Here is a 14,589-nt window from a genome sequence, read left to right as displayed (position 1 = left end):
TGATCAGCCTCACAGCTCCAGAAAGAGCTTCTGGTCCAGCGGGGCTGTAATACTGGCTTTGGTTATTTTCTCCACGACGCCATTGTTTCCTGCTTCTCTAATCAAGTCCTTTTGGGTCTTGTAGCGTTGGGATGGGATTTTCAGATGCGCAGCGTTGTGGTCGGCTCGCTTCCAGCCTTTCTGCGGATAGTGGAAGTGGGCATACCACAACGGTTCGACTTCGCCTTTTTTGCGAACTTGGTACTCGGTGAGAAAGTCGTTTGGCTTTAATTGGAAGTCCCGCTTTACCAGGTTGATATCGACAAAGCGATGGGTCCACAAGAAGTCGACATTTTCCGCTGTCGGCGGCTGAACCAGAAAGCCGTCTGCGGCGTGTTGACGGGCCTTTTGCAGCAGCTCATCTGCGGCGGCCCTCCATTGTGCAACTAAGTCGGCGGTTTCCGGTCTGGCTCTATGGCTGGCTTCGGCTTGATCCGCTGTCTCCCTGAGTTTATTGGCCAGCGGTTCTAGCATATCGTTCCAATCCTTGGGGGTAACAGTATCGCGCCGCGCCGGATCGTTAAGTTTGCGTTTCTGGAAAAGAATTGACTGCTCCTCTTTCGCCGCGTCACTCATCAGCTTTTGTGCCTCGCTCTTATAGTTCGCCAGGGACCTCGGGGGGGAGGCAAGGCGGGGAGGTGTGGGCTGCCCACGGATGATCTTCACCCACCCACGATCATTCGCGTGTTCGCTGTAACTCGCCACGGGTTGGCCGCTTTGTGGGTCTATCACATCGACAATGTCAAAGGTCTGGCCCGGTTCCGGAGCGCGCAGGGTGCCGATCAAGGTCTCATTGTCTTCAGTCTTGAATACGCGTTGATTACTCGGTTTGGCCCGTTGGTCGCTGCGTGGGGGCGCTTTTGGAATTAGAAACTGCTCTTCTTCGACGACCTGGACCAACTCGGCTTCCGCTTCGGCGATGAGCTTATTGAGTACCTCGGTGAAACGCTGGTGGTATTGCGCCCGAAAGAGCTCTGGGTGCTCCTCCTGCATAAGGAGGCTGTCGCTCAATACCTGTTTGTATTTAGTGATAATGGTAGTCAGCGCGGCATTGCGTTCGCTCAAGGTGTAGCCGGTGTATTGGTGCAGATCATTAAAAGCGACTATTTCGGTTTTCAGGGATTCTGCCAGGAAACGCTTCATCTGCAGGTGGTCAGTTGCCCCTGCGCTGCGGGCAGACCATGTCGTGGTTAGTAATTTGAGGAACGACATCCTATTCAGTTTTGATGTCAGTATTCTGGCGGCGGGAGGGGAGGTGTAACGCTCTTTGATGTACTCCTCGGCTTTTTTATTACCGAAGGGGGAGTCGTTCTTCCACTGATCAAATGTGTCACTGACCGCCTGCTTCGACGCCAATAGGTTTTCAGTAGCGTGATAGGCCATTTCGGACACTTCCATCAATTCATCGTAAGCGATCTCGGAGTCGTTATTGGACTGCCGTATCAACTCCTCCAGCGAGGCGCCGTTCACTCCAACGTGGCGGGCGTCGTTGGCCAGCTTCGTGTAAACGTCATCTATTTCAGTCAGGGCGTGCAGGACTTTTTCGTACACCTCTGAGCGGTCCTCTTTGAATTTGGACAGGTCGTCGACCCCGCCGAATTTTTTGGGTGCAATGATTTCAATGGCTTTTTCGCCAGCCACCTTTAGGGTTTGTGTCAGCGGCTTGAGCGCCTGAAGTTGCTGGTCCAGGTTGCTCTTGAGCCGCTCGGAGGCCTCGTACTGTTCTAGATAGGGCGCAAGAAATCGCTGTGCCGAACCCTCACTCCTGGATAGGTTGCGAAGCGTCTTGAGTTTTTTTCGAGCGGTCTCGTAGTCGGAGAGGCTGGTTTGGATTTCTTTGAGTGCGCTTGTATGGGCTTCTACCACTTTGGTCAATTCCCGCGTGCTGCGCTGAAAGTTCGCCTTTGCTTGCTTCTGCGCTAGCAGGTTTTTTTTGACCATATCCTGCGGGCTCTCGTTTTTTGGCATGCCTCCCTTGAGCTTGGGTGCCACGTCAAAATGCCAACGACCCTGGGCATCGCGTTGTATTGGCGGTGCCGTACGTGCCTTGTTCTGTTCATCAATAACGTACGGGCCATCCAGGTCGGTCGCTACGCGATACCAGTGATTGTCGATGTTGGCATACAGCTTATCGTTCACTTGGTACAGACCTTTTTTGATGCCTTCGGCGATGGGCAATCCAGGGGCGGTCGGAGCCGTTACTTTGAACGAGTCTATGTGTGCAAGCAGGCTTGGCGTCAATCCACGCGGGCTGGATAAGCGGATATCGATGGCCATACCGTTGCCGCCAAAATTGCCGGAGGAGGGAGGTGTCGGGTCCTGACGGATCACAGCCTGGCGTACTATCGGCTGATTGCTGTCGCGAGGGCGCGGACCGCGGCTGTCGGAATGGGCGTCCTGCTCGAAGTGTTCAAAGGACTGCGCTGGTTTGCCAGGTTCGCCGGTCGGAGCATGGGTCAGCGTCATGCCCAAATTGATCAGCAGGTCGATCACCGCCGAAGTCGGGTCCGGGTCGCTTGGTGTGGAGAGCCGCTTGATGTCCTCTTCGCTGTTGGCCAATTGCAGTAACCAGCCCGCCATAGCCCCCGGCCCGCGCAATACCGGCAGCAACGTGTTGAACAGCAGCCAACCGAGTTCCTTGTGCGAGGCCCAGCGGCTTTCAGCGTCGGAGGTGGATTGGCCTTCCGCCAGGGTGACGAGGCTGTTGGCGTTGGATCGGAACCAATGCGTGAACAGACCACCGTTGAGCTGGTCCTGGCGTAGCGTGGTGGCCTCAGCATAGCCGTCGACGGCGAGGGTGGTGGGCTTGGGCGTGGTGGGTGGGTCGAACTCATTGAATACGGTGAAGCGTGCAATATTGGGGGTGCGAAAACCGCCATTGCCATACACCGCTCTGACCTTGTCATCCTTCAACCAGGCCAGCACGCTGTCTTGCAACGCACCCGGCTGGCGGATGGCTTCCAGCAGCGCGTCGCGGCTTGCAAACTCCAGCAACGCGGGCTTCAGTTGCGCACGATAGAGAATATGTGGGCCGCTGGTACCGGCCACTGGTTCGATGATGAACATGTTGTCGACAACGTCTGGCGTTGCCCCTGGTTTGCGCACAAATGCCAGGGGGCGCACGGTAATCTCCTGTCCGTCCACCTGTTTGCTGCCCGCACCGGGCTGGGTGAGTGCTTCAATAAAGCGGTAACCCTGGGCGCTCATGCTGGCTTCGCCCTTGAGCTTGAGCTCCAGCGCCTGCATGGCGAGCTGGATCGGTACCTGCTCGACAAAACGCGCTGCCCGGTCCCGGGATTGCTGGGTCTCGCTGAGCAGTTCGCGATTGAGCAGTTGTGGGTAGTGGCGACCGATATCCACGCTGCTGATCAGGTTCTTGAGCATCTGCGGCATTTGCGGGTCGCTGCTCGGTTGCCCACGCAGATGGACTTCCATCTCGCCCTTGGGCAAGCCGGCGAGATTGTTCAGAGCCATATCCACCAGGCTCATCTTCACCCGCTCGATGTAGCCGCTGCCCAGATTACCCACGGCGACCTTGAACACCACCTCCACATCCTTTGCCGTGTAGCCCTTACCGGACAATTGCTCGTCCAGTTGCTGCTGGGCGTAGGTGCGGATATCGGGAATGCCGTCGAGAAACGTCCGGCCGTTGTTACGTTGTACGCTGCTGGCCAGTGCCAACGAGTGACGCCGGTAAGTGTCACGATCTGCTTCGCTGGCGTTTTTGAGCCAGCCTGGCAAATTATCGCGCAGCCGCCCAAGCTCGGCCGCATTTGCAGCATAGGCTCCGGTGAACCAGGGGCTCGGGTCGCTTGCACGGAAGAAGGCCTGCTCCAGTTGATCAGGCGTGCCCGACGTTGGGAGCTCAATGGATGCGACGTTTTCCACCATGGCATTGAGGATGAGCGCCGCTTGTGTATCAAAAATGTTTGTATCGATTTCCTGGCGCTTCCAATTCAGGCTGTCGAAAACAAACACTTTCTCCAGGTTTCTCCCCCAGGCTTCGCCGAATGCTTGCAATGAGTCATACGGTGTGACGACTCCAGCGGGGGTTGTATGCAGCACTTGCGTACGGCCGTCGACTTCTCGTGTGATCAACAGATCCGGGCTCAGTTGAGCTGAATTGCTGGCGCCATGGCTTACGGTGGTGTCGAGGATAAATACCTTGGCCGCTGCGTTGCCTTTTGCGGCTTGGCGGTGCACTTGATCCGGGTAGGTGGCGAGCTGATCGAGAGTCTCGCGTTGCGTGTCGGTGAGCCCGGGTTGTTTCAATGCGGCGGTTCGCAGGGTGTCCCTGAGTGTGTCGCTCAGCCATAGCCAACGGTTTGTCTCAAGATTGGGGATGTCCTGGGTGTTATAGGCGTTGCCGTTGAAGTGGCGAACCAGCGCTTGTTCGAAACCGCTTTTGAGAGTGGTTCGCAGGCTGCGGATGATCAATTCGATGGCTTGCATATCGATGCCCGGCACCAGCGCTCCCGCCAAGGGCCCCGGTTTGAGCATATGGCCCGTGGCTTGATCAATCAGCGTGCAGGCCAGTGAGTGTTTATCGGTAAAGTCCAGCTCGCCGTCGCGGGTCAGGTGCTTGAGTGCTACGTCCAGCAAAGGGGTCAAGCAGTACTGGGGGGGATTGTTGGAAATGGGTTCGGCCAACGCTGTGTATCGAGGGTCAAACGCCAGGGTGGGATACAGGTTTTTGATGGCGTCGCTGAGCAGGTTCGACACCACTGAGCGCAACGTGGGCCGGCCAGCGAACTGGTGTGCAACCGTATTGGCTGTGATGTCGGCAGCGGGCTGCGGCGTTGAGACCGTAGCGGTCGGCGTTGGGCTTAGCGGCACAAAGCTCAAGCCGGATCTGAGCGATGACGACCCCGGCGATGTTTCGTAATGGACGCTGGTATCGCGCCGGGATCTGCGCAGTGATTGATCGTGGTCCGTTTGGAGCGACGCCTCGGAGTGGCTGCCAGGGGGTATTTCGAGCACTTTCCCCGACTTGTGGGTAACGGGGGGGAGCGGTACGGGGCTCAAGGTGTAGTCGGAAAGTCTTGGAGGGTGGTTTCCATGGATCATCGTGTAGCTTCCTTGTCGTTGAGATCTTGCTCGGCGTAGCGATTTGACCCTGAACGCCTAAAGCGAACAGGCGAGCGAAAATTAACGACCGGTGCTTAACCGTCAAATGAACAATGAGTAATCAGCTGTTTCCGGCAACGCTGTATCAGCGGCAAAAGCTGATAATGCGCAGGCCGACGTAGGGGGGAGTAATTATGGCGGCATGTGAACGCCCCCGATGGTTGAACGCAGCGTTTAGGCCGATGCAACAATTTGGCCTATCATGAGGTCTTTCCTCTGAACGACTGATGTGATGACTGCCGAATCTGCCACCCTGCCGGACACCCTTGAAACCAGCGACATGCTTGAAATCGATGGCTTGCACGCCTTTGACTTCGAACTCGATAACGAGAAGTTGCTGATCACCGCCATGGACGGCCGTGCAGAAAAACGCTGGGCGTTCAGCCTGGCCCAGGTGCAGGCGGCCACGTTCGACGGCACCCTGCAAAGCTGGACCCTTACCGGTGAATCGGGCGAGCACCGCTTGATCTGCATGAGCGCCTTCACCGGCAACAATAACGATGAGGATGTAGCCGATGATGATGCGTAAATTCTGGCCCTTGCTGATGGCGGGCAGTGTCGGTGCCATGTCGGTGCAGGCTGCACCGGCTGACACCTATGAGCTGCTGGTGGGCAGCTATACCGCCGGCACCAGCGAAGGTATCTACCGCCTGCAATTCGACAGCCGCACCGGGCAGTTCAGCGGCAAGCCGGTGCTGGCTGCCAAGACGGCCAACCCGTCGTGGTTGACGGTTTCCAAGGACCAGAAGTACCTGTTTGTGGTCAACGAGAACGGTCCAGGCCAGAAAGACCCGGTGGGTCGTGTCAGCAGTTACAGCATCGACCCGCAAAATCATCAGCTCACCCTGATCAACCAGGTGCAGAGCCTGGGCAACGAGCCGACCCATTCCAGCGTCGCCGCCGATGGGCGTCACCTGTTTGTTGCCAACTATTCGGTACTCGAAGACCCGGGCGGCAGCCTGGCGGTGCTGCCGATAGGCGCCGAGGGCAAGCTGTCGGCCCCGGTGCAGTTGAGCGGGCATCCGGCCAGCCGGGTAAATCCTGAGCGCCAGGCGTCCAATCACGTGCATTCCGTGGTGTCGTCACCGGATGGCAAGTACGTATATGTGCAGGACCTGGGCGCGGACAAAGTGTTTGTCTACCAGTACGATCCCAAGGCCAATCACGAATTGCCGCTGACGCCGGCCAACCCGGCCTCGGTGCAACTGCCACCCGGCAGCGGCCCGCGTCATTTGCTGTTCAGCGCCGACGGCAAACACGCCTGGCTGACCACCGAAATGAGCGCCCAGGTCGCGGTGTTCGATTACAGCGACGGCAAGCTGACGCAAACCCAACTGCTGGACTATGCCGCTGGCCAACCGGTGTCCGACAAGGCCGGCGCGGCGCTGCATGCGTCAAGCGATGGCAAGTTCCTCTACGTGAGCAACCGCGGTACGGCCAATCAGTTGCTGGTGTTCAGCATCGACCCGGCCACCGCGCACCTCAAGGAGATCCAGCGTCGCTCTGTCGAAGGTGATCACCCTCGTGAGTTCAGCCTCGACCCGAGCGGCAAGTTTCTGCTGATCGCCAACCAGAAAAGCAATGAAATCATGGTGGTTGAACGCGACCCCAAGACCGGTCTGTTGGGTAAAACCGTGCAGCAATTGCCGATCGATGCCCCCAGCGACCTCAAGTTCCTGGTGCGTCAATAAGCCACAGGCCCCGCAGTGCGGGGCCTGAGCCTTTGTATTAATTCGGTTGATAGCGGCTACTGTTTCAAAGCATTTCTAAGGTTCAATCCTCGGGCGTAAGTTTGGTTCCAAGGCCTCCACCGGCCACTCAACCAAACGAACACAAGGGTTACCGCCATGAACTTGAATCTCTTCTCCATCATCGCCGCTTCCGCTGTTTCCGCCACCGTGGCATTGCCTGCCAGCGCCAGCGTGGAAGTCACTGACAAGAAATCCAGTGTCACGGCCTACACCCAGAAATACCTGCAACAGAGTGCCAATTTCTATGCAGCGCTGGATCACAAGACTCAGCACTGAGCTTCAGACAATAGAGGCCTGATGTGGGAGGGGGCTTGCCCCCGATGAGCATGGGTATCTACACAACTTTTGTAGCCACCGCCGAGCGTAACCACGATGCGAAGCGAGCCGCTCTTGATCTTGATCTTGATCTGCTTTTGATCTTAAGCGCCCCGTCAAACCACGCTGGCCGGAATTCGACAGGGATTTGGGGGGTAAACCGGCAGGGATGCCGGTTTAGCCGCCCCGCGCCATGGATGGCGCGTGGCGGCGGCCCCCCAAATCCATGGCGGATTACGGGCACACCGAGCCTAAGCGAGGTGCCGAGTGGTGGGGCAAGAGCGTTTTGCTTACTTTTGCGCTTTTCAAAAGTGAGCCGCTGTAAGAGCGGAACCAATAGTAGCCGTTGCCTAAATAACGGATATGTACTCGGTTTGATCCGGCATCCTGGTCGGCCCTGAGGCCGCCATCGGGAGCAAGCCCCCTCCCACAGGTACAGCGCCATACCAGAAGTTGTGTAGATACCTATGCCCCGATGAGGGAGTATCAGTAAGCACACCTGTGACTGACCCACCGCTATCGGGAGCAAGCTCCTCCCACATTTAGTCGAGTAAGACTCAGGTTTTTGCCATCACCGCAATAAACAGCGGTGATTCCAGAAACCGTTGAAGCCACGCCTGCAACCGGTAGTACGGCGTCCCCGCAAACCACTCGCGATCCACATGGGCAAACTGCCTTACAAAGGGCACCAGCGCCGCATCTGCCAGGCTCAGGTGATCGGCAAGCAAATACTCCCGCTCTGTCAGCAAACCCTCCAGCTTGCGCAAAAACACCTCGCCCTCGGCCCGATAATGTTCCATCGGTTGCTCCGGGTAGCGTTCGGCGTACTTGTATCGATTCAAGTGATGTTTGAACACCTGATCGTTCTCGCTAATCAGCGCCAATACCGCAGGCTCACCCTGCAACAACCAATCCTCGGGATCGTGCTGTGCCAGCGCCCACTGCATGATCTCCAGGCTTTCTTCGATCACTCGGCCTTCGACGCTCAACACCGGCACCGTGCCCTTGGGCGACAGCGCCAGCATCTCGGTCGGTTTGGCTTTCAGGCTCACTTCGATAATGTCCACCGGCACGCCTGAATAGCGCAGCGCCAATCGCGCCCGCATTGCATAAGGGCAGCGCCGGAACGAATACAGCAGCGCCTGGCTCACTTGACCTCCAGGGTGCTCAGGCCATTGCCCTGGCGCTTGACCTGGATTTGCACCGGGATACGCTCGTGCATTTCCTGAACGTGAGAGATCACCGCCACCTTGCGGCCCTGAGCCTGCAAACCATCCAAAGCGTCCATGGCCAATTGCAGGGACTCGGGGTCGAGGCTGCCGAAACCTTCATCGATAAACAGCGACTCGATCTTCAAGGTGCTTGAGGCCATGGACGCCAGGCCCAAGGCCAGCGCCAATGACACCAGGAAGGTTTCGCCACCGGACAGTGAGTGTACCGAGCGCAATTCGTCACCCATCTCCGTGTCCATCACCAACAGCCCGAGCATACTGCCGCCGCGTTTAAGCCGGTAGCGGCGCACCAGTTGGCGCAACTGCACGTTGGCATGGTGCACCAGCAAATCGAGGTTGTAGGCCTGGGCGATCTTGCGGAAGGTGTCGCCGGTGGCCGAACCGATCAACGCATTCAGGCGCGCCCAGCGCTGCCATTCTTCATAGGCCTTGGTGATCTGTTCGGCCAGGGCCTGGTTGGCGTCCTGGCGGCGTTGATCTTCGGCTTGGCGGGCGCGCAGTTCGGCGCAATGCTTCTCGCCTTCGGCCAGCCGCTGATTGAGCGCCGCCAGGGTGTGGTCCAGTTGATCGGCGTCGAGATTGCCGTTGTGCAAGGCCTGGTGTTCGGCCAAGCGCTGTTCGCGCTCTTGCAGCAGCACCTTGGCTTGTTCGACAGTTTTTTCGCTGCTGTTCAGGTCCTGGCGTAGCTGCGCGATCTGAGCCTCATCGAAGGCTAATAAACGTGACAGGCCCTGGTTATCCAGATCGGGGTGCAGCGTGCGCCATTCATTGATGCGTGTTTCAAGCGCTTGTTGTTCCGCTTGCAGCGCGTGCTGGCGGTCCTGCTGGGCCTTAAGGTCAGCAGCCAGTTGGACCAGGGCCGTGTGCACGGTGTGCAGCTCGTGGTTGGCGTCGGTCTCGCTTTGGCGTGACTGCGCGACGGTCTGCTCCAGTTGCTGCTGCCAGTGTTCGGCGCTGGCGTGGTCGCCCAGCAAGGCGCTGAGTTTTTCTTGAACAGCTTGTTGCTGTGAGGCCACTTCGGTGACTTGCAGCGTGAGCGCGTCGAGCTGCTGCTGGCGATGTTGCTGGTGGGTCTGCTGTTTCTCGATGGCCTGCTGGCGCTCCTGCTGCTCGGCCAGTTCATCGCGCTGATGGCCCAACTGCTCAAGGCGTTGACTGACCTGCTGGTCGAGCTGCATGAAGGTCGCCGCAGGCGCACTGCGCAAGCCCTCCAGGGTTTGGGTGGGCAACAGGGTGGCGAAGGTGGCGAGTTCTGCGTCGAGGCGTTCGCGGTCCTTGGCCAATTCCCGTTGCTGGTCCACCAGCAACTGCCGGGTTTGCTGGCTGGCCTCCTGAGCGGCTTGCAACTGCTGCTGAAGGCGCCCGGCGTTTTGTTGCAGGTTGAGCAGGGCGTCCTGGCGTTGTTCGTCCTGAGTGAGGCTCTGGGTCAGTTGGGCCAGTTGCTGAGCCAGCCAGCCGCTGCGTTTGGCCGCGTCCTGATTGAACAACGAGGCGTACAGCGGATGGGCCTCCAGGCTCTGTGCCAGGCCTTGCTGTTGTATCGCCAGCTGTTCCTGTTGGCGCAGGAACTCCTTCTGTTCGGCGATCAGTCCACCGACTTCACCGCGCAGTTCATTGAGTTTTTCCTTGAGGTCGTCGACCGCCTTTTGCGCCGTGGCTTCTTCGTTCTCGTCATGGCGACCCAGGCTCTGCAACAGGGCTTCGGGCTGGTGATACGGATGCTCGTGGCTGCCGCACACCGGGCAGGGCTGGTCATCCTGCAATTGCGCGCGCAACTCTTCGACGCTGGCGCTGCGGGCCAGGCGCTGACGTTCCAGCAGTTGCTTGGTCACCGTGAGGGTTTGCTCGGCCACGCTGAGTTCGGCCTTGGTTTGCAAACCGCTCTGGTTCAGTCGCTCGCGGCGTTGCGCGGCATCGGCGAGTTGTTGTGTCAGCGCGCCTGTCTGTTGATCCAGTTGCTGCTGGCTGTCCCACAAGCGGGCCAGGTCTTCGAAAGCACGCTGTTGCTTGCGATTATCCTGCAGCAGGCTGGCCAGCAACTGAATTTGCTCGGCCACCGCGTGGGGTTCGGCACCGGCTTCCTGATAGAGCAGGTCGAGGGCTTCGCGCTGTTGGGTGAACTGATCGGCGGCGGCGCTGGCACGCTGTTCGAGTTGCGGCAGTTCGGCCTCGCCCTTGTTGAGGCGATTGCCGATCACCATCAGCTGTTGCAGACGGTCGCGGTAGGCGTTCCAGGCTTCGCTCAGCGGGGCAAGGGCGGTGCTGTGCTCAAGCTCGGCAGCCAGGCGGTGCAGGCGCTCGGCGACTTGGGTTTGCGTGTCTTGCAAACCCTTGAGCAGGGCGTGGCCTTCGTTGCAGGCGCTTTGCTGTTGTTGTTTTTCTTCGCTGCGCTTGGCCAGTTCCCGGGTCAAGTGGGCGAGGGTGTTCTGTTCTTCAACGGCCTGGCGCAGCAGGGGAGCCGCCTCGGCCTGGTTTTTCAGGGCGCCGGCCAGCGCCGCTTGGGCGGCCACTTGCTGTTGTTGCGCCTGGTCCTGGCGGGTATGCAGGGCGACTTGCTGCTCCAGCTGTTGCTGAATCTGTGCCGCGAGTGGCGTCAGCAGGGTGCCGAGTTCAGCCTGGCGCAGGAAGTGATGACGTTGCGGTGCCAATTGCTCCAGGCGATTGAGGTCCTGGCGTTGCGGGCCTTGGCTGTCCCACTGCTGCTGGGCCTGCTGCAGTTGTTCGACGGCGCTGAGCTGGCGCTCTTGCCACTCACGCAACTCTTTAAGCCAGGTGTGCTGCAACTCCAACTGCTTGAGCTGGGCCTGCTGGGTCTTGAGTTGTTGCTGGGCCTCGGCCAACTGTTGATCGAGTTCGGCGCGGGCTTCAGGTGCCAAGGGCACTACGCCGGTGGCCTGGTCTTGCAGCTGTTTGTGGGCGTCCCTGGCCTCCTTGGCCTTGTCGAATGCACGTCGCCCCAGTTGGGTGTACAGCGCGGTGTCGGTGAGCTTTTCCAGCAGTTCGCTGCGCTCATTGTCATTGGCCTTGAGGAAGGCGCTGAACTCGCTTTGCGCCAGCAACACCGCACGGGTGAACTGCTCGAAGTTCAGGCCCAGGGCCAGCTCAAGCTGAGTCTTGTATTCGGTTTTCTGGCTGGCCAGCAGTTGCTCGCTGTCCAGGTCGATCAAGCTTTGCCGGCTGTTCTGCAACTTGCCGCTGGCCTTGTCGCGGGCGCGGTTGGCTTCCCAGCGCGCACGGTAGCGACGGCCACTGACGCCGACGAAATCCACTTCGGCATAACCGCCGCCGGTGCCGCGCCGAATCAGCGTGCGCGGATCGCCGATGGAGATATCGGTGTCGGCGTCCGGCATCTTGGCCTGGCCGGTATCGCCCAGGCGCGGCACCGCGCCGAACAACGCCAGGCACAATGCGTCAAGCAGCGTGCTTTTACCCGCGCCGGTCGGCCCGGTGATAGCGAACAGGCCCGCACTGGCCAGGGGCTCGGCGGTGAAGTCGATCTCGAACGGGCCGGCCAGGGAGGCGAGGTTTTTCAGGCGGATAGCGAGGATCTTCATGGCTGTTCGCCCTCCTGTTGCACTTCCTGGAGCAGCACGGCGAAATCCTTCAGGGTTTGTTTATCCACTTCGCTGCCATAGCTGTCCTGCCAGGCACGGCTGAACAATTCCTGGGGCGTGAGCTGGTCGAGTTCGATCAAGCGCTCATCGTCGCTTTCGCTGTTGCCGCGCTGGCCGGCGTATTCGGCGGCGATGCGCACCAGGCGTACGGCCTTGCCTTGCAGGGCGGTTTCGATCTGCTGGCGCAGGTCTGGCTGTGGTTCGTCGAGGCGTACCCGCACTTCCAGCCAAGGGTGACGTTGGGTTTCGGCCAGCAGGTCGATGTCCGGCAGGTCGCGCAGCTGCTTGAGGATGTCCGCCAGCGGTGCGGCTTCCAGACGTTGCAGGTTGACTGAACGGGGGATCAGCAGCGGTTCGACGCCCACCAGCCGTTCGCCCTGAAATGTCACGTCGAGCACCTGATGCTTGTAGCCAATCTCGGAAAACGACAGCGGAATCGGCGAGCCGCTGTAGCGAATGCGCTCTTCGCCATTGACCTGTTGCGGCTTGTGCAAATGGCCGAGGGCAACATAGCCGACGGTTTTGTCGAACAGGCTGGCCGGCAGTGCCTCGGCATTGCCGATGATCAGGCTGCGCTCGGAGTCTTCCGATACCGACCCCCCGGCCATGTGCGCATGACTGATGGCTATCAGTGCCTGGCCTTTTTTGCGTTTGGCATTGGCGGCGGCGATCAGCCATTCATGCACCTGGCCGATACCCCGCAAGTAGTCGTCTCCCAGATGCGCACCGGTAACTTCCGCCGGGCGCAGGAATGGCAGCGCCAGGCACCAGGCGGCAATCTTGCCTTTGGTATCCGGCAAGGGGATCAGCAGGCGTTCGGCGTCCAACTGGCCATCGTCGAGCCACAACACCCGGCCCAGGGCATGAGTGCGCAGGCGGCGCATCAACGGCGCGGGCAGCTCGATACGCGAGCCGGAGTCATGGTTGCCGGCGATCATCACAATCGTCAGCGTCGGGTTTTGCTCATGGGCGCTGATGATGAAGTCATACAGGCGTTCCTGGGCCTTGAGCGGCGGGTTGACCGTGTCGAAGATATCGCCAGCGATCAACAGCGCATCCGGGCGCTGGGCCTTCAGTTGGCCCAGCAGCCACTCAAGGAAACAGGCATGTTCGAAGTCGCGTTCCTGCCCGTGGAGGTTTTGGCCCAGGTGCCAGTCGGAGGTGTGAAACAGACGCAAGGCGAACTCCGTGGAGAAGATGAAAAGGAGGGGAGTTTACCTGTAAACACGCACACAGTGCCTGCAAGTGGCCCAGACCCGATATAGCAGAGGACTTGCCCCGATGACGGTGAATCAGATATGGATTAATTGGCTGATCCACCGTTATCGGGAGCAAGCCCCCTCCCACAGGGGTTATGGGTGTTGACGGGGTTGGGGGGGCAGGCAGGCCATTGCGCGGGCCATGTCGCGTTGGGCGCCAGCCGTGGGGAACGGTTGGGCAGGGGAGGACCACACACTCACGTGGACGCCTTAATTAACCTTCGGAATCAGAGACTCACCATGACAGTTTCAATAAATGCATCCCCTATTAGTCCTTTTCACGTGATGCCTCAGCAGGTGAACCCTGAAAAAACCTCACCCTCGTCCAGCCATTGGCAAGCGCGAAGCGCTGAGGCCCAAGCCGGCGCCCCTCACGCGCGTCCTTTCGGTGGAGTGACCGACCGGCAACTGATAGGGCTGGTCCGCGACCACTTTCGCGAGTTCGCCGCCGGGGCGACAGACAGCTACGTAAACTTCAATGAATTGAAAGAAGCGGCCGGTCTGATAGCCAGCGACAGGTCATTTTCTCCAGAGGCACACCACACGGCACTGGAGTTGTTGTCACGCCCCGAACTGCTGCGCAAGCTGGATATCGGCATCAGCTTCTTTGGTGGCCCCGGCAAGGAAGATGGCCGGTTCGATATGGATAACCTGAACTATCTGTACAAATTCCCCCATCGTGAATGGAAGGTGCCGCGCCGTAATCACTAACATCCAGATGGATGTCGAACAGGCGACACAGGGCAACTGTGGGAGGGGGCTTGCTCCCGATAGCGGTGGGTCAGTTAAAGATGTATCAACTGAAACTCTGCCATCGGGAGCAAGCCCCCTCCCACATGAGTTTGCGGTATTACTTGGGATACAACGGCGGCAAGCTGGTGGTGTCGGTCGCCGGGTCCTGCTCGCGTTCGGCCACGGGGATGGCCTTGATCGCACGCCACAGGTCTTCACCCAGCCAGTACTGGCCGCTTTCGCTGTACAGCGCGCCGTTCAAGCCATCCAGGGCATCTGACAATGGCACAAACCGCGCCGCCATGTCGGCCAGGGTTTCCGGCTGTTGACGCGCCCAGGCATCGAGGGCCTGGCGGGTGGCTTGCGGATCGTTGGCCTGGGTGGCGCGCTTGAGGTCGTCGAGCAGGGTGCGCGGGCTCGGGCCGGTTTGCGCGGCGCGCTGTACGGCCGGCTGCCGACGGGCGCGCCACCACAGGCCGAAGCCCAGCAACGTGGTGCATGCCAGGATCAGTGTGCTCAG

General features: G+C 59.5%; 8 protein-coding genes and 1 pseudogene. 4 read left to right on the top strand and 5 right to left on the bottom strand.

Annotated elements, in window-relative coordinates; genetic code table 11:
* Positions 1–9 precede the first annotated feature (9 nt).
* Positions 10–5,106 carry a DUF6543 domain-containing protein gene (locus E3O56_RS06725; RefSeq protein ID WP_248128011.1) on the bottom strand — a complete coding sequence of 1,699 codons (5,097 nt, stop codon included), beginning with the start codon at positions 5,104–5,106 and terminating at the stop codon, positions 10–12.
* A gap of 292 nt (positions 5,107–5,398) precedes the next feature.
* On the opposite strand from E3O56_RS06725, the gene E3O56_RS06720 reads away from it, so the two are divergent.
* The 3 genes from E3O56_RS06720 (at position 5,399) to E3O56_RS06710 (ending at position 7,193) form a co-directional block, all read left to right on the top strand.
* Positions 5,399–5,695, top strand: a complete 297-nt coding sequence (locus E3O56_RS06720) for a DUF5629 family protein (protein ID WP_078821210.1) — start codon at positions 5,399–5,401, stop codon at positions 5,693–5,695.
* The gene (locus tag E3O56_RS06715) at positions 5,682–6,857 is read left to right on the top strand and encodes a lactonase family protein (RefSeq protein ID WP_248128010.1); all 1,176 of its coding nucleotides are present in this window, start codon (positions 5,682–5,684) and stop codon (positions 6,855–6,857) included. The genes E3O56_RS06720 and E3O56_RS06715 overlap by 14 nt, the downstream gene beginning before the upstream one ends.
* A gap of 156 nt (positions 6,858–7,013) precedes the next feature.
* Positions 7,014–7,193, top strand: a complete 180-nt coding sequence (locus tag E3O56_RS06710; RefSeq protein ID WP_005787847.1) for a hypothetical protein — start codon at positions 7,014–7,016, stop codon at positions 7,191–7,193.
* 596 nt (positions 7,194–7,789) lie between these two features.
* Here E3O56_RS06710 and E3O56_RS06705 read toward each other — a convergent pair.
* Genes E3O56_RS06705 through E3O56_RS06695 form a run of 3 tightly spaced genes read right to left on the bottom strand, consistent with a single transcriptional unit; the run spans position 7,790 to position 13,256 of the window.
* On the bottom strand, positions 7,790–8,383 hold the full coding sequence (locus tag E3O56_RS06705) for a glutathione S-transferase (protein ID WP_103734988.1): 594 nt from the start codon (positions 8,381–8,383) through the stop codon (positions 7,790–7,792).
* Positions 8,380–12,018 (bottom strand): SbcC/MukB-like Walker B domain-containing protein, encoded by a 3,639-nt coding sequence (locus tag E3O56_RS06700; protein WP_248128009.1) that lies wholly within the window; start codon positions 12,016–12,018, stop codon positions 8,380–8,382. The genes E3O56_RS06705 and E3O56_RS06700 overlap by 4 nt, the downstream gene beginning before the upstream one ends.
* Entirely contained in the window at positions 12,015–13,256 is a 1,242-nt protein-coding gene (locus E3O56_RS06695) for an exonuclease SbcCD subunit D C-terminal domain-containing protein (RefSeq protein ID WP_248128008.1), read from the bottom strand. The genes E3O56_RS06700 and E3O56_RS06695 overlap by 4 nt, the downstream gene beginning before the upstream one ends.
* Positions 13,257–13,577: 321 nt before the next feature.
* On the opposite strand from E3O56_RS06695, the gene E3O56_RS06690 reads away from it, so the two are divergent.
* The gene (locus E3O56_RS06690; RefSeq protein ID WP_248128007.1) at positions 13,578–14,048 is read left to right on the top strand and encodes a hypothetical protein; all 471 of its coding nucleotides are present in this window, start codon (positions 13,578–13,580) and stop codon (positions 14,046–14,048) included.
* A gap of 139 nt (positions 14,049–14,187) precedes the next feature.
* On the opposite strand, the pseudogene E3O56_RS06685 reads toward E3O56_RS06690, so the two are convergent.
* Positions 14,188–14,589, bottom strand: a pseudogene (locus tag E3O56_RS06685) (protein BatD); the annotation flags it as partial.

Source organism: Pseudomonas sp. W2Aug9 (assembly GCF_023127755.1).
In the GTDB taxonomy this organism is placed as follows: Bacteria; Pseudomonadota; Gammaproteobacteria; order Pseudomonadales; family Pseudomonadaceae; genus Aquipseudomonas; species Aquipseudomonas synxantha_A.
The sequence above is the reverse complement of the archived record's forward strand: the minus strand, read 5'-3'. Positions and strand labels throughout refer to the sequence as shown.

Excerpts from the sequence above, each read along its gene's own strand:
- E3O56_RS06725 (WP_248128011.1), bottom strand. The coding sequence starts at position 5,106 with ATGATCCATGGAAACCACCCTCCAAGACTTTCCGACTACACCTTGAGC.
- E3O56_RS06720 (WP_078821210.1), top strand. The coding sequence starts at position 5,399 with ATGACTGCCGAATCTGCCACCCTGCCGGACACCCTTGAAACCAGCGAC.
- E3O56_RS06715 (WP_248128010.1), top strand. The coding sequence starts at position 5,682 with ATGATGATGCGTAAATTCTGGCCCTTGCTGATGGCGGGCAGTGTCGGT.
- E3O56_RS06710 (WP_005787847.1), top strand. The coding sequence starts at position 7,014 with ATGAACTTGAATCTCTTCTCCATCATCGCCGCTTCCGCTGTTTCCGCC.
- E3O56_RS06700 (WP_248128009.1), bottom strand. The coding sequence starts at position 12,018 with ATGAAGATCCTCGCTATCCGCCTGAAAAACCTCGCCTCCCTGGCCGGC.
- E3O56_RS06690 (WP_248128007.1), top strand. The coding sequence starts at position 13,578 with ATGACAGTTTCAATAAATGCATCCCCTATTAGTCCTTTTCACGTGATG.